Consider the following 17,700-nt stretch of genomic DNA (forward strand, 5'->3'; position numbering starts at 1 on the left):
CGCCGCTGCCGCCTGCGCCGCGGAGATCGCCGCGCTTGTCCACCAGGCCGCCGCCGCGCTCGCGGCGGCCGAGCTGCCGAAGGCGCCGCCCAGACCGGCGAAGGCGAACATGCCCGTCCCGCCGCTGCCGATGAGGAAGGCGATCAGCAGTGCGAGCAGCGCCACGACGAGCAGAGCCGCGGCGATGGTGAAAAGGCAGTCGGACAGGCCGCTGCAGTTGTCGGCCCACACGGGGGTGAGCTCGGTCGCGACGCTCAACCCGGCGACCACGCCGACCGTGCCGGCTCTGGCGAGTATTCTGGTCATCTCACACTCCCGGTTTCTTGACCGGTGCCGTCGCCGGCAGGGTCAACAACGTCATCACCGCGACCGCGACGCAGGCGCTGACCAGGACGGGCAGGAAGCTCGTCGTCGACCCCCAGAAGAAGCCGATCACCACCCGCGCGACGAGGTAGCCGGCGACCAGGCCGACGCCGAATCTGACCAGATATGGCACCTTCGTCAGCACGCCGACCACCGGCGCCCCGACGGTCACCAGGAAGAAGCGCAGGAACAGCAGCCCGCCGAAGAACATCAGGACGATGAAGGCCTCGAAGAAGCTGCCGATGATCCCCGAAAGCAACAATGTGGTACCGGCTGCGCCCACACCGACCATCACCAGGCCGGCAACGCCTTTGCGGGGGCCCTTCGCCAGTTGCGCGCCCAGGCCCGCCCAAAGGATCTGAGAGAACGTCGCCGTCTTGCCGACGAGAGCCTTGCGCTCCAGCACCACCCGGCCCACGGCCGCCGCCGCCACGACGAAGACCAGCAGCCAACCGGTCTCCTGCAACGGTTTGATGGCGTCCACATCAGGCACACCACCGGGCCAGACGAACACCGGCCTAATCAGCAGCGGCACCGTTTGGGACCAGACGTATGCGCCGAAACCTGCCGCGACCGCCGCACCGACGAACTCCATCGCCGGAACCAACGCCCTGGGCAGCATGCGCATGTTGATGACCATCATCCGTACACCCAAAACGGTCATCGGCAGCAGGACCGTGAGAAATCCTAAAAGGACATACGACAGCAGGGAGGGCACGATCACCTCGAAGAACCACTCGGCCCCGGTGATCCACCGATATCTCGGGGAGGAATTGAGCACCAGGTCACCGATCGCGTAACCGAGTGTCGCCCACAGCCCGATGGCCGCGCCCGCCTGTCCGATCAGTCCAAACACGATCATCAGCAGGAGACTGAACGTGTAGGTCTGCTCGCTGTGCAGGGCACCGGTGATCAGCCCGATGAACCAGCACGCCGGCCCCAGCATCAGGGCGGCGGCAGGCCAACGGGTCAGATAGTGACCGTCACCGAGTGCGATGCCCGCACCGGGCCACACCCTGGCGGCCTTCAACGGCAGGCGCAGCCAAAGCAGCTGCATCACCCTTTCCATGCCGGCTCTCTTTCCCGGGACCTTCGCACCAGTGCCCGGGCCAGCCAGCCCAGCACGGCACCATAGGCGAAATGCCCGAACACGGTGACGCTGATGAATTCGTCCAATGCCTTGAGCCCCAACCAGCCCGGATAGAAGCTGACCATGACCGTCTCCAGCACGAGCGCCCAGATGATGCCCGCGATCACGCCCTTCTCGGCCAGGACGATGGTGTAGCCGACGGCGAAACCGAGCCCGTTGACCAGATGGAAGGCGAAGCCCACAACCAACGCCGAGGTGGTTGTGCGGTCGCCGGCGCCCAGCAGCTCACCGAAGAGGGGCCATGCGTCGAACGGGCGCACGGTGGAGCCCGTCGTCTCGACGAGCAGCCAGCGGCTCACGTCATAGGCCGCCGTCGCGCACAACCCCACCAGCAGGCCGATCCTCGCGCGCTGGGCGAGCGCCTTGCGTGCCGCCGCCGGCAACGCGCGCCAGACCACCACCCAGGCGCCCACGCCAAGCCCGACCGTCGCGGCCAGGGCGATGTGCAGCGGTGTGCCGGTCAGGAAGTACGCGAGCAGCGCGCCACCGCTGGCCATGCTCGCCGCACCGAGCACCACCCGAGGCCACAGGCCGGTCTTCGTCTTCGACGGCACTGCTGCATTATGCCGATGACCGGTCCAGGTTGGACTGTCGCATACATGACCACCAGTTTGACGCCTCAGGCGACCGGCGTGGACACGATGTCGCGGACCTCGGTGCGTGAGGTGACGCCGAGCTTGCGCAGGATCGCCGACACATGGACGGCGGCCGTCTTGGGCGAGATGTAGAGCCGGCGGGCCAGCTCGCTGTTGGTCAGCCCGTCGGCGATGAGCAAGGCTACTTCGCGTTCGCGCGGCGTGAGTGCGCCCGGCCCGGTGACGGCCGGCGCGGCGTCGACCGGTGCGAGGCCCAGCCGGGCACGCACCGATTCGAGGTCGGCCACGCGCCAGCCGCCCCAATCCTTGAGCAGTTTGCCGGCCCGGTCGGTGTGCTCGGCGGCCTCGGCCCGGCGGTCGGCGGCCAGCAGGCAGCGCGCTGCTCCAATGTGGACCGTGCCCAGAATCATCGGCGTCAGCAGCGGCGAGTCGAGCAGCGAAAGGTAGCCCGACAGCGCCCTGGCATGCTCGCCGTGCGCTTCGGCCAGCTGTGCCTCGACGAGCGTCCGGTATTCGTCCCACACATGCTCGTCGAGCAGCTCGCGCCCGATCCGGTCGAGCCTGTGCAACGGCAGCCCCGCGGCCATCGCGGCCGACAGCAGGTCGTGCGCCTGCGACCCGCTGCGCCAGTCTTGCTCGGCCAATGCAGCGAAGAGCTCATCGAGTACCAAATCGGCCTTGACGACATCTCCACGACGGCACGCAAGATGGAAAGCCAGACCGGGGATCGCGGACGCAATTGGCTGCGGCGCGGCCGCCAGATCGCGGATGATCAACTCGACCTCGTCGAGCTCGCCCGCCTCCAGGCACAGCCCGGCCAGGAAGTGGGCGTGGTAGTCGGCCCGCCGCCCGCTCAACGCGAACCCGCGGTCGTGGCTGCGCCCCTCGCGCAGCGCCGCGATCGCGTCGGCCAGGTTGCCGGCCCGCATCGCCAGCCTTGCCCGCCCCTCGAAATATGCCGCCACCGCAAGGGATTCGATCCCCGCGCGGGTCGCGTTCTGCCGCATCCGCTCCAGCATCTCGCCGTGCTCGGTCGGCGACGAGGGCGGGTTGCTGCTCAGGATGTTGTTCAGCGCGCGGGCGGCCAGCAGCCACTCGCCCAGCTTCTCCGCCTCGTCGATCAGCCCGATGAGCATGGCCCGGCCCTCGGCCGAGGTGCGCGGCAGGTTGATGAGCGCCGATCCCTTCTCGACCAGCGCGGCGAGGCGCACGGCCGGCAGGTCAAGCGTGTCGGCCAGTTCGAGCGCGCGGTCGGCCCAGACCATGGTGGCGTCCAGATCGTCGCGCAGCATGGCCGACTGGGCCACCGCGGTCATCGCACGCGCCTGGTCGGCGCCGTCGGGCAGCTGCGGGATCAGCGCCTTCAGCTCATCGGTCTGCACGCGCATCTCGTGCTCTTTGCGCTCCTCCCACGCCAGCCTGATGCGCATGAACAGGGCCTCGGCACGGTCGGTCACGTCGGCGGCGTTGTCGTGCCAGGCTCGCGTGTAGCGCACGGCATCCTCAAGCAGCCCGACCAGCCATGCCGCCCGCGCCGCCGACGCCAGCAGCCGCGGATCGTCGGCGGCCTCGTCGAGCCCCATCTCGGCCAGCTGCAGCGCCTGATAGGCCGAACCTATCGACAGGTACAGAGCGGTGCCCCGCCTGGCCGCCGCCACCATCTCGTCGTAGCGCCCGGCCTCCCGAGCGTGCCGGGTCACCAGCGCCGGATCGGGCGAGCCTGTGGCGAGCAACACCTCAAGCGCCGCATCGTGCAGCCGCCGCCGTTGCCGGGCGAGCATCTGGTCGGTGATGGCCTCGCGCACGAGCGCGTGCCGGAAGGCGAACTCGTCCTCGCCGACCTCGGTCAGCACGCTGCGGTCGACCAGCTGCCGGAGCACCTCGATCAGGCCGTCCTCGTCCATCCTCGTCACGCCGGCGAGCAGATCGAACGGCACGCGGTGGCCCAGGACGGCGGCGGCCTCCACCACCCGGTGCACCGCCGGGTCGAGGTCGTCGACCTGCCGGCGCAGCGCCTCGACCAGGCTCCACGGCAGTGGCCGGGAGCAGAGCTCATCCAGGTCGTCGCCCTCCCAGCCGCGCATCAGCTCCTCAAGGAAGAACGGGTTGCCGCCGGTGCGCTGGTGCAGCGACTTGGCCGAGCGCAGGGGAGCGGGCTTGCCGGTCGCGGCGGCCAGAAACGCGGCCGTGCCCGACAGCATGAGCCGGCCCAGCCGCACGTGGGTCACGGCGTGCCGCCGCTCGAGGCGCTCCAGCAGGCCGGCCAGCGGCTGGCGCCAGGTCACCTCGTCGGGCCGGTACGTCCCGATCAGCAAGCGCGGGCCGCGGGCTTCGAGCCCGGCGATCCGCTCGAACAACCCGGCGCTCTCGGAGTCGGCCCAGTGCAGGTCTTCGAACACGATGAGCGCGGGCGAATCGCCCACGAGCTCGTCCACAATGGACAGACCGGTCTGCAGGCGCTCCACGTGGCTGTGCCGGGCGTCGGTCATCACCGCCAGCTGATCCGGGTCGACCGCGGCCCGCCCGTCGATCGCGTCGAGCAGCACCTCGTAGGGCCGGGCCAGCGAGCCGGGCTCGGCGTGGCCCACCAGCACCACGGTCTCGGGCGGCAGGCAGGCTATGAGCTCTCTCACCAGGCGGGTCTTGCCGATGCCGGGCTCACCGGCGAGCATGGCGACCTGCGGCCGGGGCGACCGCGCGAGCTGCACCAGCCGGCGCAGCTCGGCGTCGCGCCCGACCATCATCGCGCTAGCGCCGTCTCGTGTGATCCGCACGCCGCCAGGGTACCCGCGGACCGGCGCCGCTCCTTACGGTTATTCTTCCTCGCCAGTTGCGCCGCGCGCAGCAGACGCTGCTGCTCGGCCTCCATGATCAATTCTTGTTGGCGCATGCTCGCCAGGTCGTACAGGGTTTCCGCGTGGGTGAACATGCCTCAATGCTCGGCCGTGCGGGGCGCCCGGCCATCGGGAGCGGCTACCTATCTCTGCTCCCGCCGGGCGCCCACTGCCCCTAGGTATACCTACTGCGTGGTGGTGAAGAACGTGCGAGCCTGGGTGAGGGCGGCGGTGTCGCGCAACACGTCGCCCGGGGCGCTGGAGTTGCCAACGAGGACACCCGCCCAGCGCATGCCGAGGTATTCGGCGCAGTAGCGCAGAGTGCCGACGAACGGTTCGACGAATTTCGGGTCCTCGTCGCTGAATGTCGTGACGGCCCACAGGGTCTTGCCGCGCATGCGGGCCTTGAACTCCACGCCGGGCGTGCGCATCCAGCCCGTCCACACGTCCATGTACGCCTTGGTGCTCGCCGACACGCTGTACCAGTAGATCGGGGAGACGAACACGATGTCGGTCGCCTCGAAGGTGGCCTCCTGCAGGACGAGTTCGTTGCCGGCCGCGGGCGGATAGGTGCCCGTGCCCTCGTGACGGATGTCTCGAAACTGTTCCAGCGGAAGGTCGTCGAGCCGCAGCCAGCGCTGTTTGAAGCCGGGTGGCAGTTCAGCCGCCGCGAGCTGTGCCAGGGTTTCGGTGTTGCCGCCGCAACGGGCGCTGCCGAGCAAAAACAAGAACCGCCTCACCGCTCAAGACTATGCGCGAGGGTAGGGCTGGCGGTACCACGAACCCGGGGGCGAGCGGGATCGCTTCGAACCGCTGCGCGGACGAGACTACTGATCATGACAGGTGTCGACCAACCCGTCCGGATTCGCAGCCTGGACGGCTTGCGCGCCATGGCCATCCTCGGTGTCGTATGTGGACACTGGCTGACCGGCGCGCTCATCACGGGTCCCGACGGCGCGCTGAGCATCCACAGTCCACTGTCCACTCTGGATTGGCTGCGCCCGTCGTCCTGGTTCTTCCAGATGCTCGGGCTGTTCTTCCTCGTCGGCGGCTACTCGGCCGTGCTGAGCATCGACCGGTCGCGGCGGCGCGGCATCCCGGACACCCAATGGATCCGGGCCCGCTTCGCGCGGCTGACCCGGCCGGTGTTCGCCGCGGCCGCGATCGTGGCCGTCGCGCTGCCGTTCGCCGCCGTCGCCGGGGTGCCGCCGGGCACACTGCGCGGCTGGGTGGTGCTGTTTGTGCAGCCGTTGTGGTTTATCGGGGTGTACCTGGTCATCACCGCGCTGACCCCATACGCGCTCGCCCTGGACCGGCGCTTCGGCTTTCGCGCCGCGATCGTGCTCGCCGCGGTCGTGGCGGTGGTCGATGTGGTGAGGTACGGCCCGTGGAGTGAAGGCGTGCCGGGCTGGTTCGGATATCTCACCGTTCTGCCCGCATGGATGTTTACCTATCAAATGGGTATCGCGTGGGCGCGCGGCCGGTTGCGCCGAGAGCACGCGATCGCCCTCCTGGCCGGCGGTGTGGCGCTGTTCGTGCTGCTGATCGGGCTGTTGGACTATCCGTGGAGCATCGTGAGCGTGCCGGGCATCGAGCGGTCCAACTCCAACCCGCCATCACTGCTCGTGCCCGCCCTCGCCGCTGTCCAGACCGGTGCGGCGTTCCTGCTGCGCGACCGGCTGGAGCGGATCCTGCACCGGCCACGCCTGTGGGCGGCGGTCTGCCTGCTCAACCTGAGCGCGATGACGGTCTTCTGCTGGCACCAGACCGCGCTCGTCGCCGTGTCGCAGGTGGGCGCGTGGCTCGGCAACATACCCGGCCTGACCGACGCGCCGACCGACGCCGGCTGGGTGGCGGCCCGGTTGGCTTGGTTCCCGATCCTGACGCTGGCGCTCGCGGCGATCGTCGTGCCGCTGCGCCGGTTCGAGCACGTCACTAACCTGCCCGAGCTACGCGCAGTGCGGCCCGCGCGTCCATCAGTGCAAAGCCGAGCAGGTTGAGGCCGCGCCACTGAGCGGGATCCGCGGCGCGCGGATCGGCGGCGGCCAGCCCGATGCCCCAGATGCGGTCCATCGGGCTGGCCTCCACCAGGATCCGGTCGCCGGTCCCGAGCAGGAAGGCGCCGAGGTCGTCGTGCTGGCCGAACTTGGCGATGCTGCCCGACACGACGATGCCGTACCGATGCTCCTCCCACGCGGCGTGGTCAAAGTCGCGTACCCGCCGGCCAAGCGACTTGGCCTCGCCCGGCGTGGCCGCGGCGAGGATCCGCTCGGCCATCGCGTTGTCGCCGAACAGCATCGCCTTGTGCCACATCATGTAGTGCTCGGCGCTGGCGAACGTCACCCCGTCCACCGTGAACGCCGCCGGCCACCACTGGCTCAGACAACCGGTCCCGACGCTGCCGTCGCGCTGCGGCCGGTGCCCCCAGAACGGCAGGAACTTGACCTGGCCCCGCGCCTGCATCGCGATCACGTCCGCGGCCGAGCGGGCACCTCGCCGATAGCTGAGGCCGGGACGCCCGTCCAGCAGGAGCTCACCGACGCGGACGAAACCGGTGTTGGCAAGCACAGCTTGCGACGCCACGTTGTCCACCGTCGTGACGGCGCGCAGCTCGGTCAGCCCGTATTCATTGACGGCCAGCTTCCAGACCTGCTGCACCGCGGCCGTGGCCAGGCCCCTTCCCGCGGCCTTTTCCGCTATGCGGTACCCGAGTTCCGCCCCGCCGTCCTTGACGTCGATCAAGTTGACCCGACCGAGGATCTCGCCACCCTCACCCACCAGCACGTGCAGATGGTCCAAGCCCGAGGCCTGCTGCGCGAGCAGCTCGCGGTGCCGGGCGTCGAAGTTGGCGAAATAATCGTCCCCGCGATCCGGGATGGACGCGGCGAAATAGGCCCGGTTTTCGCGCTCGAACGCGAGCAGGGCGGGCGCGTGGTCGGGGCGTAGTCGCTGCAGTTCGGGCATGGGTGAAACCTACCCGCTCGGTGGTAGCGTGCGCGGATGCTTTCAGGCCTGTTCGGTGTGCTGGCCGTGCTCAACCTGATCGCGTCCGGGACGGAGCATCAGGCGCTGGAGTGGGCGACCAAGCCGCTGCTCATGCCCGTCCTGGCGCTGTGGGTCTGGCGCAACGGTGGCAAGCGGGGGGTCGTCGCGGGCCTGCTGCTGTCGGCGGGTGGCGACATCGCGCTGCTGCGCGGCGACAGCACGGTATGGTTCATCGCGGGCATGGTCCTGTTCCTGGGCGCGCACGTGTGCTACATCGCCACGTTTGTCCAAAGTGGAGCCCGGGTCCGACCGGCCGCCGCGCTCGCCTACGCGGCCTTGTTCGGCGCGGCGCTGGTGTGGCTATGGAAACCCTTGGGCGCCATGGCTATTCCCGTGACGGTGTACGGGCTCGTGCTCGCGGGCATGGCCACGCTCGCCGCGGGGATGGGCTGGCGGGTCGCGCTGGGCGGCGGCCTGTTCTTCGTGTCTGACCTGCTGATCGCGATCCGTGTGGCGCAGGCCGCCACGATTGCGGGCCCACAGATCTGGGTCATGCTGACATACCTTGCCGCGCAACTGCTGATCGCGCTCGGTACGACGGGTAGCGGGCGTGGCATCGGTTTGAAACACTGACCTCCGCCTATTGCGGAGGTTGATTGATGCCCGACGAGGGTTTGAAGTCGCTGGCCGACATCCCACTCGGCTGGCGGCCGTGGCGGTGGATGGCCCGTTCGCGCGCGCACGCCGAAGTGCTGGCCGAGCAGAATGCCGACGGGAGGGTCGCCTCGGTCGAGCCCTTTCTGGACCGTCTTGCGGATGAGCGCAAAGACGAGGTGCGCCAAGCGATCCGGTCCGCGGTGCGGGCGTTCTACCGCACCGGCACGTGGCTGGACGTGCTCGACAACCGGACCCGGCTGGTGGCCGCGGCGGCGATCGTCTCGGTGGTCCCGGCGGCGGCGATTGTCGCGTTCTTCATCGGGCCACCGCTGGGCTGGGCGTCGCGCTCCGGCTCGGTCGCGCTGGCCATGATCCTGACCGGGGTGTTCTTCGGCGCGATCCTGCTCACGCCCGAGGGCGGGTTCTCCAGCGAGCTAAGGTTTTTCGGCACGCTCATCCCGCCGGTCGTCGTGATCGGTGCGGCGGCGACCGCGCCGAGCTGGTGGCCCGGCGGGCCGTGGTGGCTGAGGAACGAATGGGTCCACTATGGACTGGCCGCCACCGCGTGGTGCCTGTCGGGGGTCGCGCTCGTATGCATGATCTTCTGGCTGATCTACCGGGCGAGCAACGTGCTCATCCCGGCCACGATGCGCCGCCTGCACCCTGAACAGCATGTGATCAACTCGCTCAGCTATCTGGTGCACGAGCTGCCCTTCACCACCGATCCGCGGACAACCTTCGTCAAGGAGACCGAAGACGCGGCGGAGACCATCGAACTGTTCTGGCCGCGGCGGACGCGTAGCCGGTACCCCCATCTGAATTCCGAAATCTCCAGGCTCGGCAGGCAGATCGCCGCGGCCGCCCGGGAACAGCAGCTCAACGTCTGCGTCGGCGCGGTCGACCCGACCGAACTGCGTGGATGGCTGGCGGATCTGCTGGTCACCGTCGTGGAGCGCGACCTGGACAAGTTTCGGCGGTTCGCCCCCGACGTGTCCCTTTCGGCAACGAAAATGGTGGGGTGGCGGCGCATCGGCCGGGGCACGGTCGCGCTCGGCCTGCTGGCGTTCACGCTGGCGCTGCTGGTCACGGCGATCTGGCAGCCGGGCCTGCCCAACTGGCTCACGGCACGCGGCCTGGTCGGGCTGGGCGAGGCGCTCACGCTCAACGACGAGTTCCGCCTCGCCCTGGCCGGTGGGGCGGTGGCGGCGCTGCGCGGGATCGTGGCACTCTACAGTTCCCCGACGCCGGGTCAGACCGACGCGGCGGGCTACACCACGTTCGGCGCCGGAAGGAAGCGATAGATCGATGACGCCAGAGCTGGACACGTTCCCCGGCACGGCCTCCGTCTGGTTTGGACCGTTGAGCGGTCCGGCGCGGTTCGCCACCCGCGAACACGAGCGGCACTACGCGGCGAGCACCATGAAGGTGGGCGTGATGGTGGCGGCCTGGCGCGCGATCGGCGATCTGGACCGGCCGGTGTTCGTGCACAACGAGCACCCGTCGGTGGCCCCCGGCAACGTCGTGTTCGGCAACGATCCCGACGATGATGGCGACGAGGAGGTGTGGACGCGGCTGGGCGAGCGGGTGCCGCTGCGCTGGCTGATCGAGCGGATGATCGTGCGGTCGTCCAACCTCGCGACCAACCTGGTGCTCGGCGAGCTCGGGTGGGACTTCGACGCGGTCAACCAGGTGTGGCGCGATGCCGGCGCCAAACACGCGCACACCGATCGCGGGATCGAGGACACGGCTGGGCGCGAGGCGGGTTTCAACAACGAGGTGACGGCCGCCGATCTCGGTGCGCTGATGGGCGCGCTGGCCATCGGGCAGCTCGCCGACCAGCGGGCCACCGCGGACATGCTCGACATCCTCTGCGCCCAGCAGTGGCGAGACGACCTGCTCGCCGGGCTTCCGGCCGGTACCAGAGCGGCGGTTAAAAATGGCTGGATAACGGGCGTGCGGCACAGTGCGGCCGCGATTTTTCCGCAGGATGCGCCGCCCTATGTGCTGGCCGTGTGCACGACCGGGCGCCTGGCGGATGAGCAGGCGTGCGCGTTGCTGAGCCGGGTGGCGCAGGCGAGCTGGGTGCAGCGGATCTAGGCTGTGCCCGTGAGCATTTCCGCCGTGCGCACCCATCGGGTCTCCGCGCCCCTGCACACCCCGTTCGTGACCGCGCTGCGCCGGGCAACCGCCGTGGAGTCGTTGTTGGTCGAGGTCATCGACTCTGAGGGGCGTTCGGGGTTCGGTGAGGCGCCACAGGTTTGGGCCGTGACGGGAGCGAGCATCGCCGGTTCGCAGGCCGCGATCGACGAGATGATCGGGCCGAGGTTGGTCGGGCGCGACGCCGATGACCTGATCGCGCGGTGCCGCGAGGTCGCGGGCGCGGTTGTCGGCAATGAGTCGGCCAAGGCGGCGGTCGATGTGGCCCTGCATGACCTGGCCGCGCGCAGGTTGGGCGTGCCGCTGGTGCGTTTGCTTGGCGGGTCGTCGTTGCGGGTGCCCACTGATGTGACGCTGTCGGCCGGTGACTCCGATGCCTTGCAACAGGCCGCCAGGGCGCGCGTCAACGAAGGCTTCACGGTGCTGAAGGTGAAGGTGGGCACGGACGCGGCCGGAGATGTCGCGCGTGTCAAGGCCGTGTGCGACGCTGTCGGTCCGGATGTGGTGGTGCGGCTTGATGCCAACCAGGGGTGGACGGCGCGCGAGGCGGTGCGCGTCATCAACCAGCTCTCGGCGCTGGCCCTGCCGGTGGAGGTGGTGGAGCAGCCCGTGAAACGGGCCGACCTTGACGGCCTCGCCTATGTCACCAACCGCGTAGACATCCCCATCATGGCCGACGAGAGCGTGTTCGGCGTGCGCGACCTGGTGGAGGTCATCCGGCGGCGCGCGGCCGACATGGTCAACGTCAAGCTCGCCAAGTGCGGCGGGCTGTCGGTGGCGCGCACACTCTTGGCCCTGGCCGAAGCTCACGACATGGGCACGTGCGTCGGATCCATGATGGAGACGTCGGTCGGGATCGCGGCGGCCGCGTCACTGGTCGCCGCGCACTCGACCACGCTCGTGAGCGACCTCGACGCGGCGTGGTGGCAGGCCTCGCCGGCCGTCAGCGGCGGCCCGCGTTACGAGGGTGGCACGCTTGTCTTGTCCAACAACCCGGGATTGGGAGTGCACCTATGAAAACCGCCACCGTGAGCGCGCCGGTTGCCACACTCTGGGCGACGCCCGACGCGCCAAGGCCCGTGCTCGACGCCATCGCGCTTGAGCCGCAAGGGGATCCGCGGGAGTGGGTGTCGGGATTGGACGATGACGGGCGCATCTACCGTGGCATTCTCACTCAGCTGCTGCACGGTGAGCCGGTGCTGGTGGAGGAGGTCAGCCAGGGGTGGGCACGTGTGGTCGCGACCGCGCAGCCGGCCGCCAAGCTCGACCCGCGGGGCTACCCGGGTTGGCTCCCGTTGCACCAGCTGAAGTTCGATGACGCGGTCGAGATCGCGCGCGGCTGGCTGGGCACTCCATATGTCTGGGGAGGGCTGACCCCGCACGGCATCGACTGCTCCGGATTGGTGCATCTGGCGTTCCGCCAGGTCGGGCTCACGCTGCCACGCGACGCCGACGACCAGGCGCGGGCCACGACCCTGCTTGCGCCAGGGTCGGAACAGCGCGGTGATCTGTACTTCTTCGCCGAAAAAGCGGCCAAGGTGACGCACGTGGGGTTCGTGACCTCACCGGGGCGCATGCTGCACGCGTGCAGCGACGCGGGTCGCGTGGTCGAGGAGGAACTGCCCACGGGCCGCCGCGCCACCCTTGTCGGGGCGCACCGCGTGGGGTGACGCCGCAACCGAATATCGCGTGGCCTTCGCCACCGCTCCTGTGCGTCGTTTTCCACAGTCTGACCGGCGTCCAACCGCGACAGTGGGTGAGTCCGATCAGTAAGACCACGCACAAGAAACAGGAGCATCATGTCCATCCACAAGACGGTCGTCTCCGGGCTGGTGGCGCTGGCCGCCACGGCAGCCGCCGCCATCGGGGCCGCCACACCGGCGCAGGCCGCGGTCGACCCGGCAACCGTTGTCGCCGCGGTGAAGGGCGCTTACGAGGCGTACCAGAAGCTCAGCAGCAACCAGCTCACGCTGCAGCAGGCGACCACACAGATCATCACCAAGCTGGAGTCCATCGAAACCCACATCATCGGTCACATCGACCTCATCGCGGCCGCCGATGTGGAGGCCTGCGCGCTGAGCGCGGTGACCAACGTGGCAGACCTGCCCAACATGAGCTTCGACACCAAGCAGCTGTTCGCGTTCAACACCACGGACTGCGTGAGCAAGGCCAAGGCGTTGCTCAACAACAGCACGTCCAAGGTGGCGATCGACCACATTGGCTACGCCCTCAACACCGTGGGACCAATCGCTTTGGTCGCGCGCAAGCATGCCGGCCTGTCGGTGGGCACCCTCCGCACGAACATCATCGGCGCGACCAACACGCTGATCTCCAAGCTGACCCCGCCGTGCACGGCCAGCCCACTGTGGGGTGACGCCGAGCCAGGTGGACCGGTGGAGGTGATCCTGCGCTGCACGGCGTTCAACGGCAAGATCGGCGGCGACTCCGTCATCGTGTTCATCAGCCGCAACGACCCACTGCCCCCGTTCGACTACTCGAGGGCCCGGACCGCGGCGATGCGCGGTACGAGCTACGAACTCGGGGTTGCCGCCCTGCCAATCCTGAACCAGTCCTCCTGACAAAACCGCCGGTCGGCCTCACGACCGTGAGGCGGTCGGTTTCAGGACCGACCGGTTTCCGGGCCGGTCGGTTTCCGGGCCGACCGGCTTCAGGGCCGACCGGCTTCAGGGCCGACCGGTTTCACGGCCGGTCGGCCCTTAGCCGTCAGGGGATACTTTCGATCGGGCGGATGCCGGCCTTCGAGTCGCACAGGCCTTCGCCGGGCGTCCAGGCCATGCGGGCGAAGGCGCCCTCGTTGGACAGGCGCGCCTCAAAGCTCGCAGGCGCGGGCGGGCAGAGGATGTCCGGATCGGAGGGCAACGACCGCGACCGTCTCCACTCGAGCCCCGCGAACGCCGATTTGCCCGGCTGCACGACCGACGTGTAGGCGGGCATCGAGCCGGGCAGGCGTTCGACGCTGATCGGCATCTGGTTGCCGTTGCCATCCAGCCAGCGCACCGTGATGTAGCCGCTCACCCGGCACCTGTCCGAGGCCGTGTTCGTCATCTGCACCGAGCCGGACCCGTAAGGCCCGGCCATCGGCGTGGCCAAGCTCAGCCGGAACCGTAGGTCGGACATGCTGCACGGCCGAGCGACCGAGCCTGCGGGCGGTGGCGTGGTGCGGGTCGTGGCGGGTGTGGCGGTCCGACTGCCCGCAGTGGCAGTGGGCGACAGGCCCACTGATGGATCGCTCGAAGTCGGTGGATCGCTCGAAGCGGATGGTTCCGCGGATGCGGCGGCCGTGAACCGCGCGCTGTCCGCGCCGCAGCCCGCAGACGACAGCAGCAGCGCCAACGACGTGACGGTGATCAGTGACAGTCCCCGCGAATACACGGCGGGTATCGTAACGTCAACAGCATGAGCGAGCCATGCCGCAGACAGCGGCCGACTACACGCTCCTGTCACACCTCGCTGTCGGGTTTGGGGATGATCCACAGATCGGCGCCTGGGCCGCTCGGATGGTCGACACACGCGTCGTTGGCCACCATGCCGTTGTTGAACAGGTAGTTGCCCCGCTCGACGCAGGCGGCGCGCGTCCCGTACGTCGTGTGGTAGTGCCAGTTTTGGAAGGTGTCGGGCGGTGACGTGTATTGCGCGGCTGCGGTGCCGGCGAAGGACAACACCATGGCGCCGACGGCCGCGGCAGTCACCGTGATCCGGATGGTTCTGCGCATGAGGAACCTCCAATGTGGAAGGTCCTCATGCTACTTCTCCGACACGAAGATCAGAATAGAGCAGGCTCTATATCCGCTCGATCAGGCGTGCTTGCGCCGCGCGGCCTCGCGGGCGCGCACGGTCTGGTCGAGCGTGACCTTGCGGATCCGCACTGCGATCGGCGTCACCTCGACGCACTCGTCCTCGCGGCAGAACTCCAGCGCCTGCTCCAGTGACAGCTTGCGCGGCGGGATGAGCTTCTCGGTCTCCTCGGCGGTCGAGGCGCGCATGTTCGTCAGCTTCTTCTCCTTGGTGATGTTGACGTCCATGTCGTCCCAGCGGGAGTTTTCGCCGACCACCATGCCCTCGTAGACCTCGGTGCCCGGCTCGACGAACAGCGAGCCGCGCTCCTGCAGGTTCATCATCGCGAACGCCGTGGCGACACCGTCGCGGTCGGCGACGAGCGAACCCGTTGCGCGCGTGCGCAATTCGCCCGCCCACGGCTCGTAGCCCTCGAACACGTGGTGCAGGATGCCCGTGCCCCGCGTGTCCGTGAGGAACTCGGTGCGGAACCCGATCAGCCCGCGCGCCGGAACCAGCCACTCCATGCGGATCCAGCCGGTGCCGTGGTTGACCATCTGCTCCATGCGGCCCTTGCGCGTGGCGAGCAGCTGCGTGATGGCCCCGAGGTATTCCTCCGGCGCGTCGATGGTGAGCCGCTCGACCGGCTCGTGCAGCTTGCCGTCGACCATCCGCGTCACCACCTGCGGCTTGCCGACCGTGAGCTCGTAGTTTTCGCGTCGCATCTGCTCGACGAGGATGGCAAGCGCGAGCTCGCCGCGGCCCTGCACCTCCCACGCGTCCGGGCGCTCGGTGGGCAGCACGCGCAGCGACACGTTGCCGATCAGCTCGCGGTCGAGCCGGTCCTTCACCATGCGCGCGGTCACCTTGGCGCCCTTGACCTTTCCGACCAGCGGGCTGGCGTTCGTCCCGATCGTCATCGAGATGGCCGGCTCGTCCACGGTGATCAGCGGGAGCGGGATGGGATTGTCCGCGTCGGCCAGCGTCTCACCGATCATGATGTCGGGGATGCCCGCGACCGCGATGATGTCGCCGGGCCCGGCCAGCTCGGCCGGCTTGCGCTCCAGCGCCTCGGTCATCAGCAGCTCGGAGATGCGCACCCGCTGCTGCGTGCCGTCGGTGCGGCACCACATCACGGTCTGCCCCTTGCGGATCTCGCCCTCGCGCACCCGGCACAGCGCCAGCCGCCCGAGGAACGGCGACGCGTCGAGGTTGGTCACGTGGGCCTGCAGCGGCGCACCCTCCACATAGGACGGTGCCGGGATGGTGGACAGGATCGTGTCGAACAGCGGCTTGAGGTTGGCCGACTCCAGCGGGTGGGTCAGCGACGCGGCGCCATCTCGCGCGACCGCGTAGACGATCGGGAAGTCGATCTGCGACTCGTCCGCGTCGAGGTCGAGGAACAGCTCGTAGGTCTCGTCGACGACCTCCTTGATCCGCGCGTCGGGCCGGTCCACCTTGTTGATCACAAGGATGATCGGCAGGCGCCGCTGCAGGGCCTTGCGCAGCACGAACCGGGTCTGCGGCAGCGGGCCCTCGGACGCGTCGACCAGCAGCAGCACGCCGTCGACCATGGTCAGCCCGCGCTCGACCTCGCCGCCGAAGTCGGCGTGGCCGGGCGTGTCGATGATGTTGATGGTCGTGTCGCCGTAGCGGACCGCCGTGTTCTTGGCGAGGATGGTGATGCCCTTCTCGCGCTCCAGATCCATCGAGTCCATCACGCGGTCGGCGATGGTCGCGCGCTCGTGGAACGCTCCCGCCTGCTTGAGCATCGCGTCGACGAGGGTGGTCTTGCCATGGTCGACATGTGCGACGATAGCGACGTTGCGCAGATCCGAGCGGGTAGGCATACGTCCATCCTTCCGTAATTCACGCCGTCTCACGTGATCGGGGTCTCGCATGGTGTCTTGCGGCACAGCCGACCGTTATGTCCAGTATGCGACTGATCGCTGGCGCTCTGGCTACATTGCTCACCCTCGGAACTCCCGCCACCAAGATCGATGTGGACGGGCCCCAGCTCAACATCCGGTCCGGACCGGGTACCGACAAATCCGTGGTGGGCGAGGTGGGCGACGAAGCCGCCATCACCGTCGTGTGCCAGGTCTGGGGCGAAGAAATCGACGGTACCCAGCGAAAGAGCGCGTATTGGGACCGAATCGCCTCCGGCCAATACGTGTCGGACGGTTACGTCGTGTGGGAGCCCAGCCGCCCGGTCGTGCCCTGGTGCGGAGCCAACGCCGACGCGGTGAGCGCGGCCGTCACCGCCGACCAGCTCAACGTGCGATCCGGGCCGGGCACCGAACACGGCGTCGTGTCAACGCTGCCGAACGGCGCGACCGTCGACGCGACGTGCCTCGCGTGGGGGCCGCACTCGGTGGGCACCGTCTGGCTCCAGCTCACCGACGGCAACTACGTCTCCGGGGCCTACATCAACTGGACCCCCGAGAAGCCGTGGCTGCCGTGGTGCGGCCAGGCGCCCCCGTTGGTCACGTCGGGCGGCACGTCCGGGTTCATCGGCGCCTCCGTCGGTCCCGCCCAGCGCACCATGCGCGACTACCGCGTGCCCGCGTCGGTCAGCATCGCGCAGGCCATCCTTGAATCGGGCTGGGGCCGCAGCACGCTCACCCGAGACGATCACAACTACTTCGGCAAGAAGTGCTTCGGCGACCCGGGCCCGGTCGGCATCGGTTGCCGCGACTACGCGACCCACGAGTGCTCCGGGCGCGATTGCTGGGCCACACACGACGACTTCCGCGCCTACCGCAACCCCGACGACTCCTACGTCGACCACGGCAAGCAGCTGTCCGAGCTGCCGCGCTACGCGGAGGCGATGCAGCACACGGGCGACCCGGACCGGTTCGCCCGCGAGATCCACAAGGCCGGGTACGCCACCGGCGCCACCTACTCGGACAAGCTCATCGAGCTCATGCAGCAGTACGACCTGTACCAGTACGACAAACTCCCTTGAGCCGAGATCGCGCGGGGTCTACCGTCCACCTGGATGACGACCTCTTTGGCCGCGCTGGGCTGGGACCCGGCAAAGCATCGATGCCCCGCCGGCCACGAACCGGGGCGGGTGACCCGCGCCGACCGAGGGGTCAGCACCTTGCTGACCGCGCGTGGCGAGCTGCGCGCGAGCCTCGGCGGCTCCGCGCTCGCGGCG

General features: G+C 68.9%; 19 protein-coding genes and 1 pseudogene. 9 read left to right on the plus strand and 11 right to left on the minus strand.

What is annotated here, in order from left to right; all coding sequences use genetic code 11:
* The 6 genes from DM816_RS29835 to DM816_RS29860 all read right to left on the minus strand — a co-directional run.
* A partial coding sequence (locus DM816_RS29835) for a hypothetical protein (protein ID WP_211588914.1) occupies positions 1–306 on the minus strand: 306 nt, incomplete at its 3' end.
* Between the two features lies 1 nt (position 307).
* Positions 308–1,420 carry a hypothetical protein gene (locus tag DM816_RS29840; RefSeq protein ID WP_117213715.1) on the minus strand — a complete coding sequence of 371 codons (1,113 nt, stop codon included), beginning with the start codon at positions 1,418–1,420 and terminating at the stop codon, positions 308–310.
* Complete coding sequence (locus tag DM816_RS29845) at positions 1,420–2,067, minus strand: DUF6789 family protein (RefSeq protein WP_162907979.1); 648 nt, start codon at positions 2,065–2,067, stop codon at positions 1,420–1,422. Before DM816_RS29845 ends, DM816_RS29840 begins: the two co-directional genes overlap by 1 nt.
* Before the next feature lie 65 nt (positions 2,068–2,132).
* The gene (locus DM816_RS29850; protein WP_246002424.1) at positions 2,133–4,883 is read right to left on the minus strand and encodes an ATP-binding protein; all 2,751 of its coding nucleotides are present in this window, start codon (positions 4,881–4,883) and stop codon (positions 2,133–2,135) included.
* Entirely contained in the window at positions 4,850–5,038 is a 189-nt protein-coding gene (locus DM816_RS29855) for a hypothetical protein (protein ID WP_117213717.1), read from the minus strand. Before DM816_RS29855 ends, DM816_RS29850 begins: the two co-directional genes overlap by 34 nt.
* 90 nt (positions 5,039–5,128) lie before the next feature.
* Positions 5,129–5,683 (minus strand): flavodoxin family protein, encoded by a 555-nt coding sequence (locus DM816_RS29860; protein WP_117213718.1) that lies wholly within the window; start codon positions 5,681–5,683, stop codon positions 5,129–5,131.
* 96 nt (positions 5,684–5,779) lie between these two features.
* Here DM816_RS29860 and DM816_RS29865 point away from each other — a divergent pair, with 96 nt between their 5' ends.
* The gene (locus DM816_RS29865; RefSeq protein ID WP_117213719.1) at positions 5,780–6,943 is read left to right on the plus strand and encodes an acyltransferase family protein; all 1,164 of its coding nucleotides are present in this window, start codon (positions 5,780–5,782) and stop codon (positions 6,941–6,943) included.
* Here DM816_RS29865 and DM816_RS29870 read toward each other — a convergent pair.
* Positions 6,879–7,406: a riboflavin biosynthesis intermediates N-glycosidase gene (locus DM816_RS29870; RefSeq protein WP_117213731.1), complete on the minus strand. Its 528-nt coding sequence runs from the start codon at positions 7,404–7,406 to the stop codon at positions 6,879–6,881. The two genes, DM816_RS29865 and DM816_RS29870, sit on opposite strands and share 65 nt — an antisense overlap.
* Before the next feature lie 93 nt (positions 7,407–7,499).
* Positions 7,500–7,907 (minus strand): annotated as a pseudogene (locus DM816_RS29875) (GNAT family N-acetyltransferase); the annotation flags it as partial.
* A 36-nt stretch (positions 7,908–7,943) separates the two neighbouring features.
* On the opposite strand from DM816_RS29875, the gene DM816_RS29880 reads away from it, so the two are divergent.
* The 6 genes from DM816_RS29880 (at position 7,944) to DM816_RS29905 (ending at position 13,321) form a co-directional block, all read left to right on the plus strand.
* Positions 7,944–8,561 (plus strand): lysoplasmalogenase, encoded by a 618-nt coding sequence (locus tag DM816_RS29880; RefSeq protein WP_117213720.1) that lies wholly within the window; start codon positions 7,944–7,946, stop codon positions 8,559–8,561.
* A 26-nt stretch (positions 8,562–8,587) separates the two neighbouring features.
* A complete protein-coding gene (locus DM816_RS29885; protein WP_117213721.1) occupies positions 8,588–9,886 on the plus strand; it encodes a hypothetical protein in 1,299 nt (432 codons plus the stop codon).
* A gap of 4 nt (positions 9,887–9,890) precedes the next feature.
* Positions 9,891–10,682: a serine hydrolase gene (locus DM816_RS29890; RefSeq protein WP_117213722.1), complete on the plus strand. Its 792-nt coding sequence runs from the start codon at positions 9,891–9,893 to the stop codon at positions 10,680–10,682.
* A gap of 9 nt (positions 10,683–10,691) precedes the next feature.
* The gene (locus DM816_RS29895) at positions 10,692–11,759 is read left to right on the plus strand and encodes a mandelate racemase/muconate lactonizing enzyme family protein (protein WP_117213732.1); all 1,068 of its coding nucleotides are present in this window, start codon (positions 10,692–10,694) and stop codon (positions 11,757–11,759) included.
* Positions 11,756–12,412, plus strand: coding sequence for a C40 family peptidase (locus tag DM816_RS29900; protein ID WP_117213723.1), 657 nt, complete (start codon positions 11,756–11,758; stop codon positions 12,410–12,412). Before DM816_RS29895 ends, DM816_RS29900 begins: the two co-directional genes overlap by 4 nt.
* 129 nt (positions 12,413–12,541) lie before the next feature.
* Positions 12,542–13,321 (plus strand): hypothetical protein, encoded by a 780-nt coding sequence (locus tag DM816_RS29905; protein WP_117213724.1) that lies wholly within the window; start codon positions 12,542–12,544, stop codon positions 13,319–13,321.
* 145 nt (positions 13,322–13,466) lie between these two features.
* Here DM816_RS29905 and DM816_RS43945 read toward each other — a convergent pair whose 3' ends face one another.
* Positions 13,467–13,880 carry a DUF4232 domain-containing protein gene (locus DM816_RS43945; protein WP_117213725.1) on the minus strand — a complete coding sequence of 138 codons (414 nt, stop codon included), beginning with the start codon at positions 13,878–13,880 and terminating at the stop codon, positions 13,467–13,469.
* A 37-nt stretch (positions 13,881–13,917) separates the two neighbouring features.
* Between DM816_RS43945 and DM816_RS43950 the strand changes: the two genes are divergently transcribed.
* On the plus strand, positions 13,918–14,163 hold the full coding sequence (locus DM816_RS43950; RefSeq protein ID WP_211588915.1) for a hypothetical protein: 246 nt from the start codon (positions 13,918–13,920) through the stop codon (positions 14,161–14,163).
* A gap of 40 nt (positions 14,164–14,203) precedes the next feature.
* On the opposite strand, the gene DM816_RS29920 is transcribed toward DM816_RS43950, so the two are convergent.
* Positions 14,204–14,476, minus strand: a complete 273-nt coding sequence (locus tag DM816_RS29920; RefSeq protein ID WP_117213727.1) for a hypothetical protein — start codon at positions 14,474–14,476, stop codon at positions 14,204–14,206.
* An 81-nt stretch (positions 14,477–14,557) separates the two neighbouring features.
* Positions 14,558–16,387, minus strand: a complete 1,830-nt coding sequence (typA, locus tag DM816_RS29925) for a translational GTPase TypA (protein ID WP_117213728.1) — start codon at positions 16,385–16,387, stop codon at positions 14,558–14,560.
* 86 nt (positions 16,388–16,473) lie between these two features.
* Between typA and gsmA the strand changes: the two genes are divergently transcribed.
* Entirely contained in the window at positions 16,474–17,505 is a 1,032-nt protein-coding gene (gene gsmA / locus DM816_RS29930) for a sporangiospore maturation cell wall hydrolase GsmA (protein WP_162907981.1), read from the plus strand.
* The last annotated feature ends 195 nt before the right edge of the window (positions 17,506–17,700 follow it).

The organism is Allorhizocola rhizosphaerae (assembly GCF_003426775.1).
Classification (GTDB): Bacteria; Actinomycetota; Actinomycetes; order Mycobacteriales; family Micromonosporaceae; genus Allorhizocola; species Allorhizocola rhizosphaerae.

Bases quoted from the DNA above. Each gene is read 5' to 3' on its own strand.
- DM816_RS43945 (WP_117213725.1), bottom strand. From the start codon at position 13,880: ATGTCCGACCTACGGTTCCGGCTGAGCTTGGCCACGCCGATGGCCGGG.
- DM816_RS29855 (WP_117213717.1), bottom strand. From the start codon at position 5,038: ATGTTCACCCACGCGGAAACCCTGTACGACCTGGCGAGCATGCGCCAA.
- DM816_RS29840 (WP_117213715.1), bottom strand. From the start codon at position 1,420: ATGCAGCTGCTTTGGCTGCGCCTGCCGTTGAAGGCCGCCAGGGTGTGG.
- DM816_RS29880 (WP_117213720.1), top strand. From the start codon at position 7,944: ATGCTTTCAGGCCTGTTCGGTGTGCTGGCCGTGCTCAACCTGATCGCG.
- DM816_RS29905 (WP_117213724.1), top strand. From the start codon at position 12,542: ATGTCCATCCACAAGACGGTCGTCTCCGGGCTGGTGGCGCTGGCCGCC.
- typA (WP_117213728.1), bottom strand. From the start codon at position 16,387: ATGCCTACCCGCTCGGATCTGCGCAACGTCGCTATCGTCGCACATGTC.
- DM816_RS29885 (WP_117213721.1), top strand. From the start codon at position 8,588: ATGCCCGACGAGGGTTTGAAGTCGCTGGCCGACATCCCACTCGGCTGG.
- DM816_RS29920 (WP_117213727.1), bottom strand. From the start codon at position 14,476: ATGCGCAGAACCATCCGGATCACGGTGACTGCCGCGGCCGTCGGCGCC.
- DM816_RS29890 (WP_117213722.1), top strand. From the start codon at position 9,891: ATGACGCCAGAGCTGGACACGTTCCCCGGCACGGCCTCCGTCTGGTTT.
- DM816_RS29865 (WP_117213719.1), top strand. From the start codon at position 5,780: ATGACAGGTGTCGACCAACCCGTCCGGATTCGCAGCCTGGACGGCTTG.
- gsmA (WP_162907981.1), top strand. From the start codon at position 16,474: ATGCGACTGATCGCTGGCGCTCTGGCTACATTGCTCACCCTCGGAACT.
- DM816_RS29870 (WP_117213731.1), bottom strand. From the start codon at position 7,406: ATGCAGGCGCGGGGCCAGGTCAAGTTCCTGCCGTTCTGGGGGCACCGG.
- DM816_RS29900 (WP_117213723.1), top strand. From the start codon at position 11,756: ATGAAAACCGCCACCGTGAGCGCGCCGGTTGCCACACTCTGGGCGACG.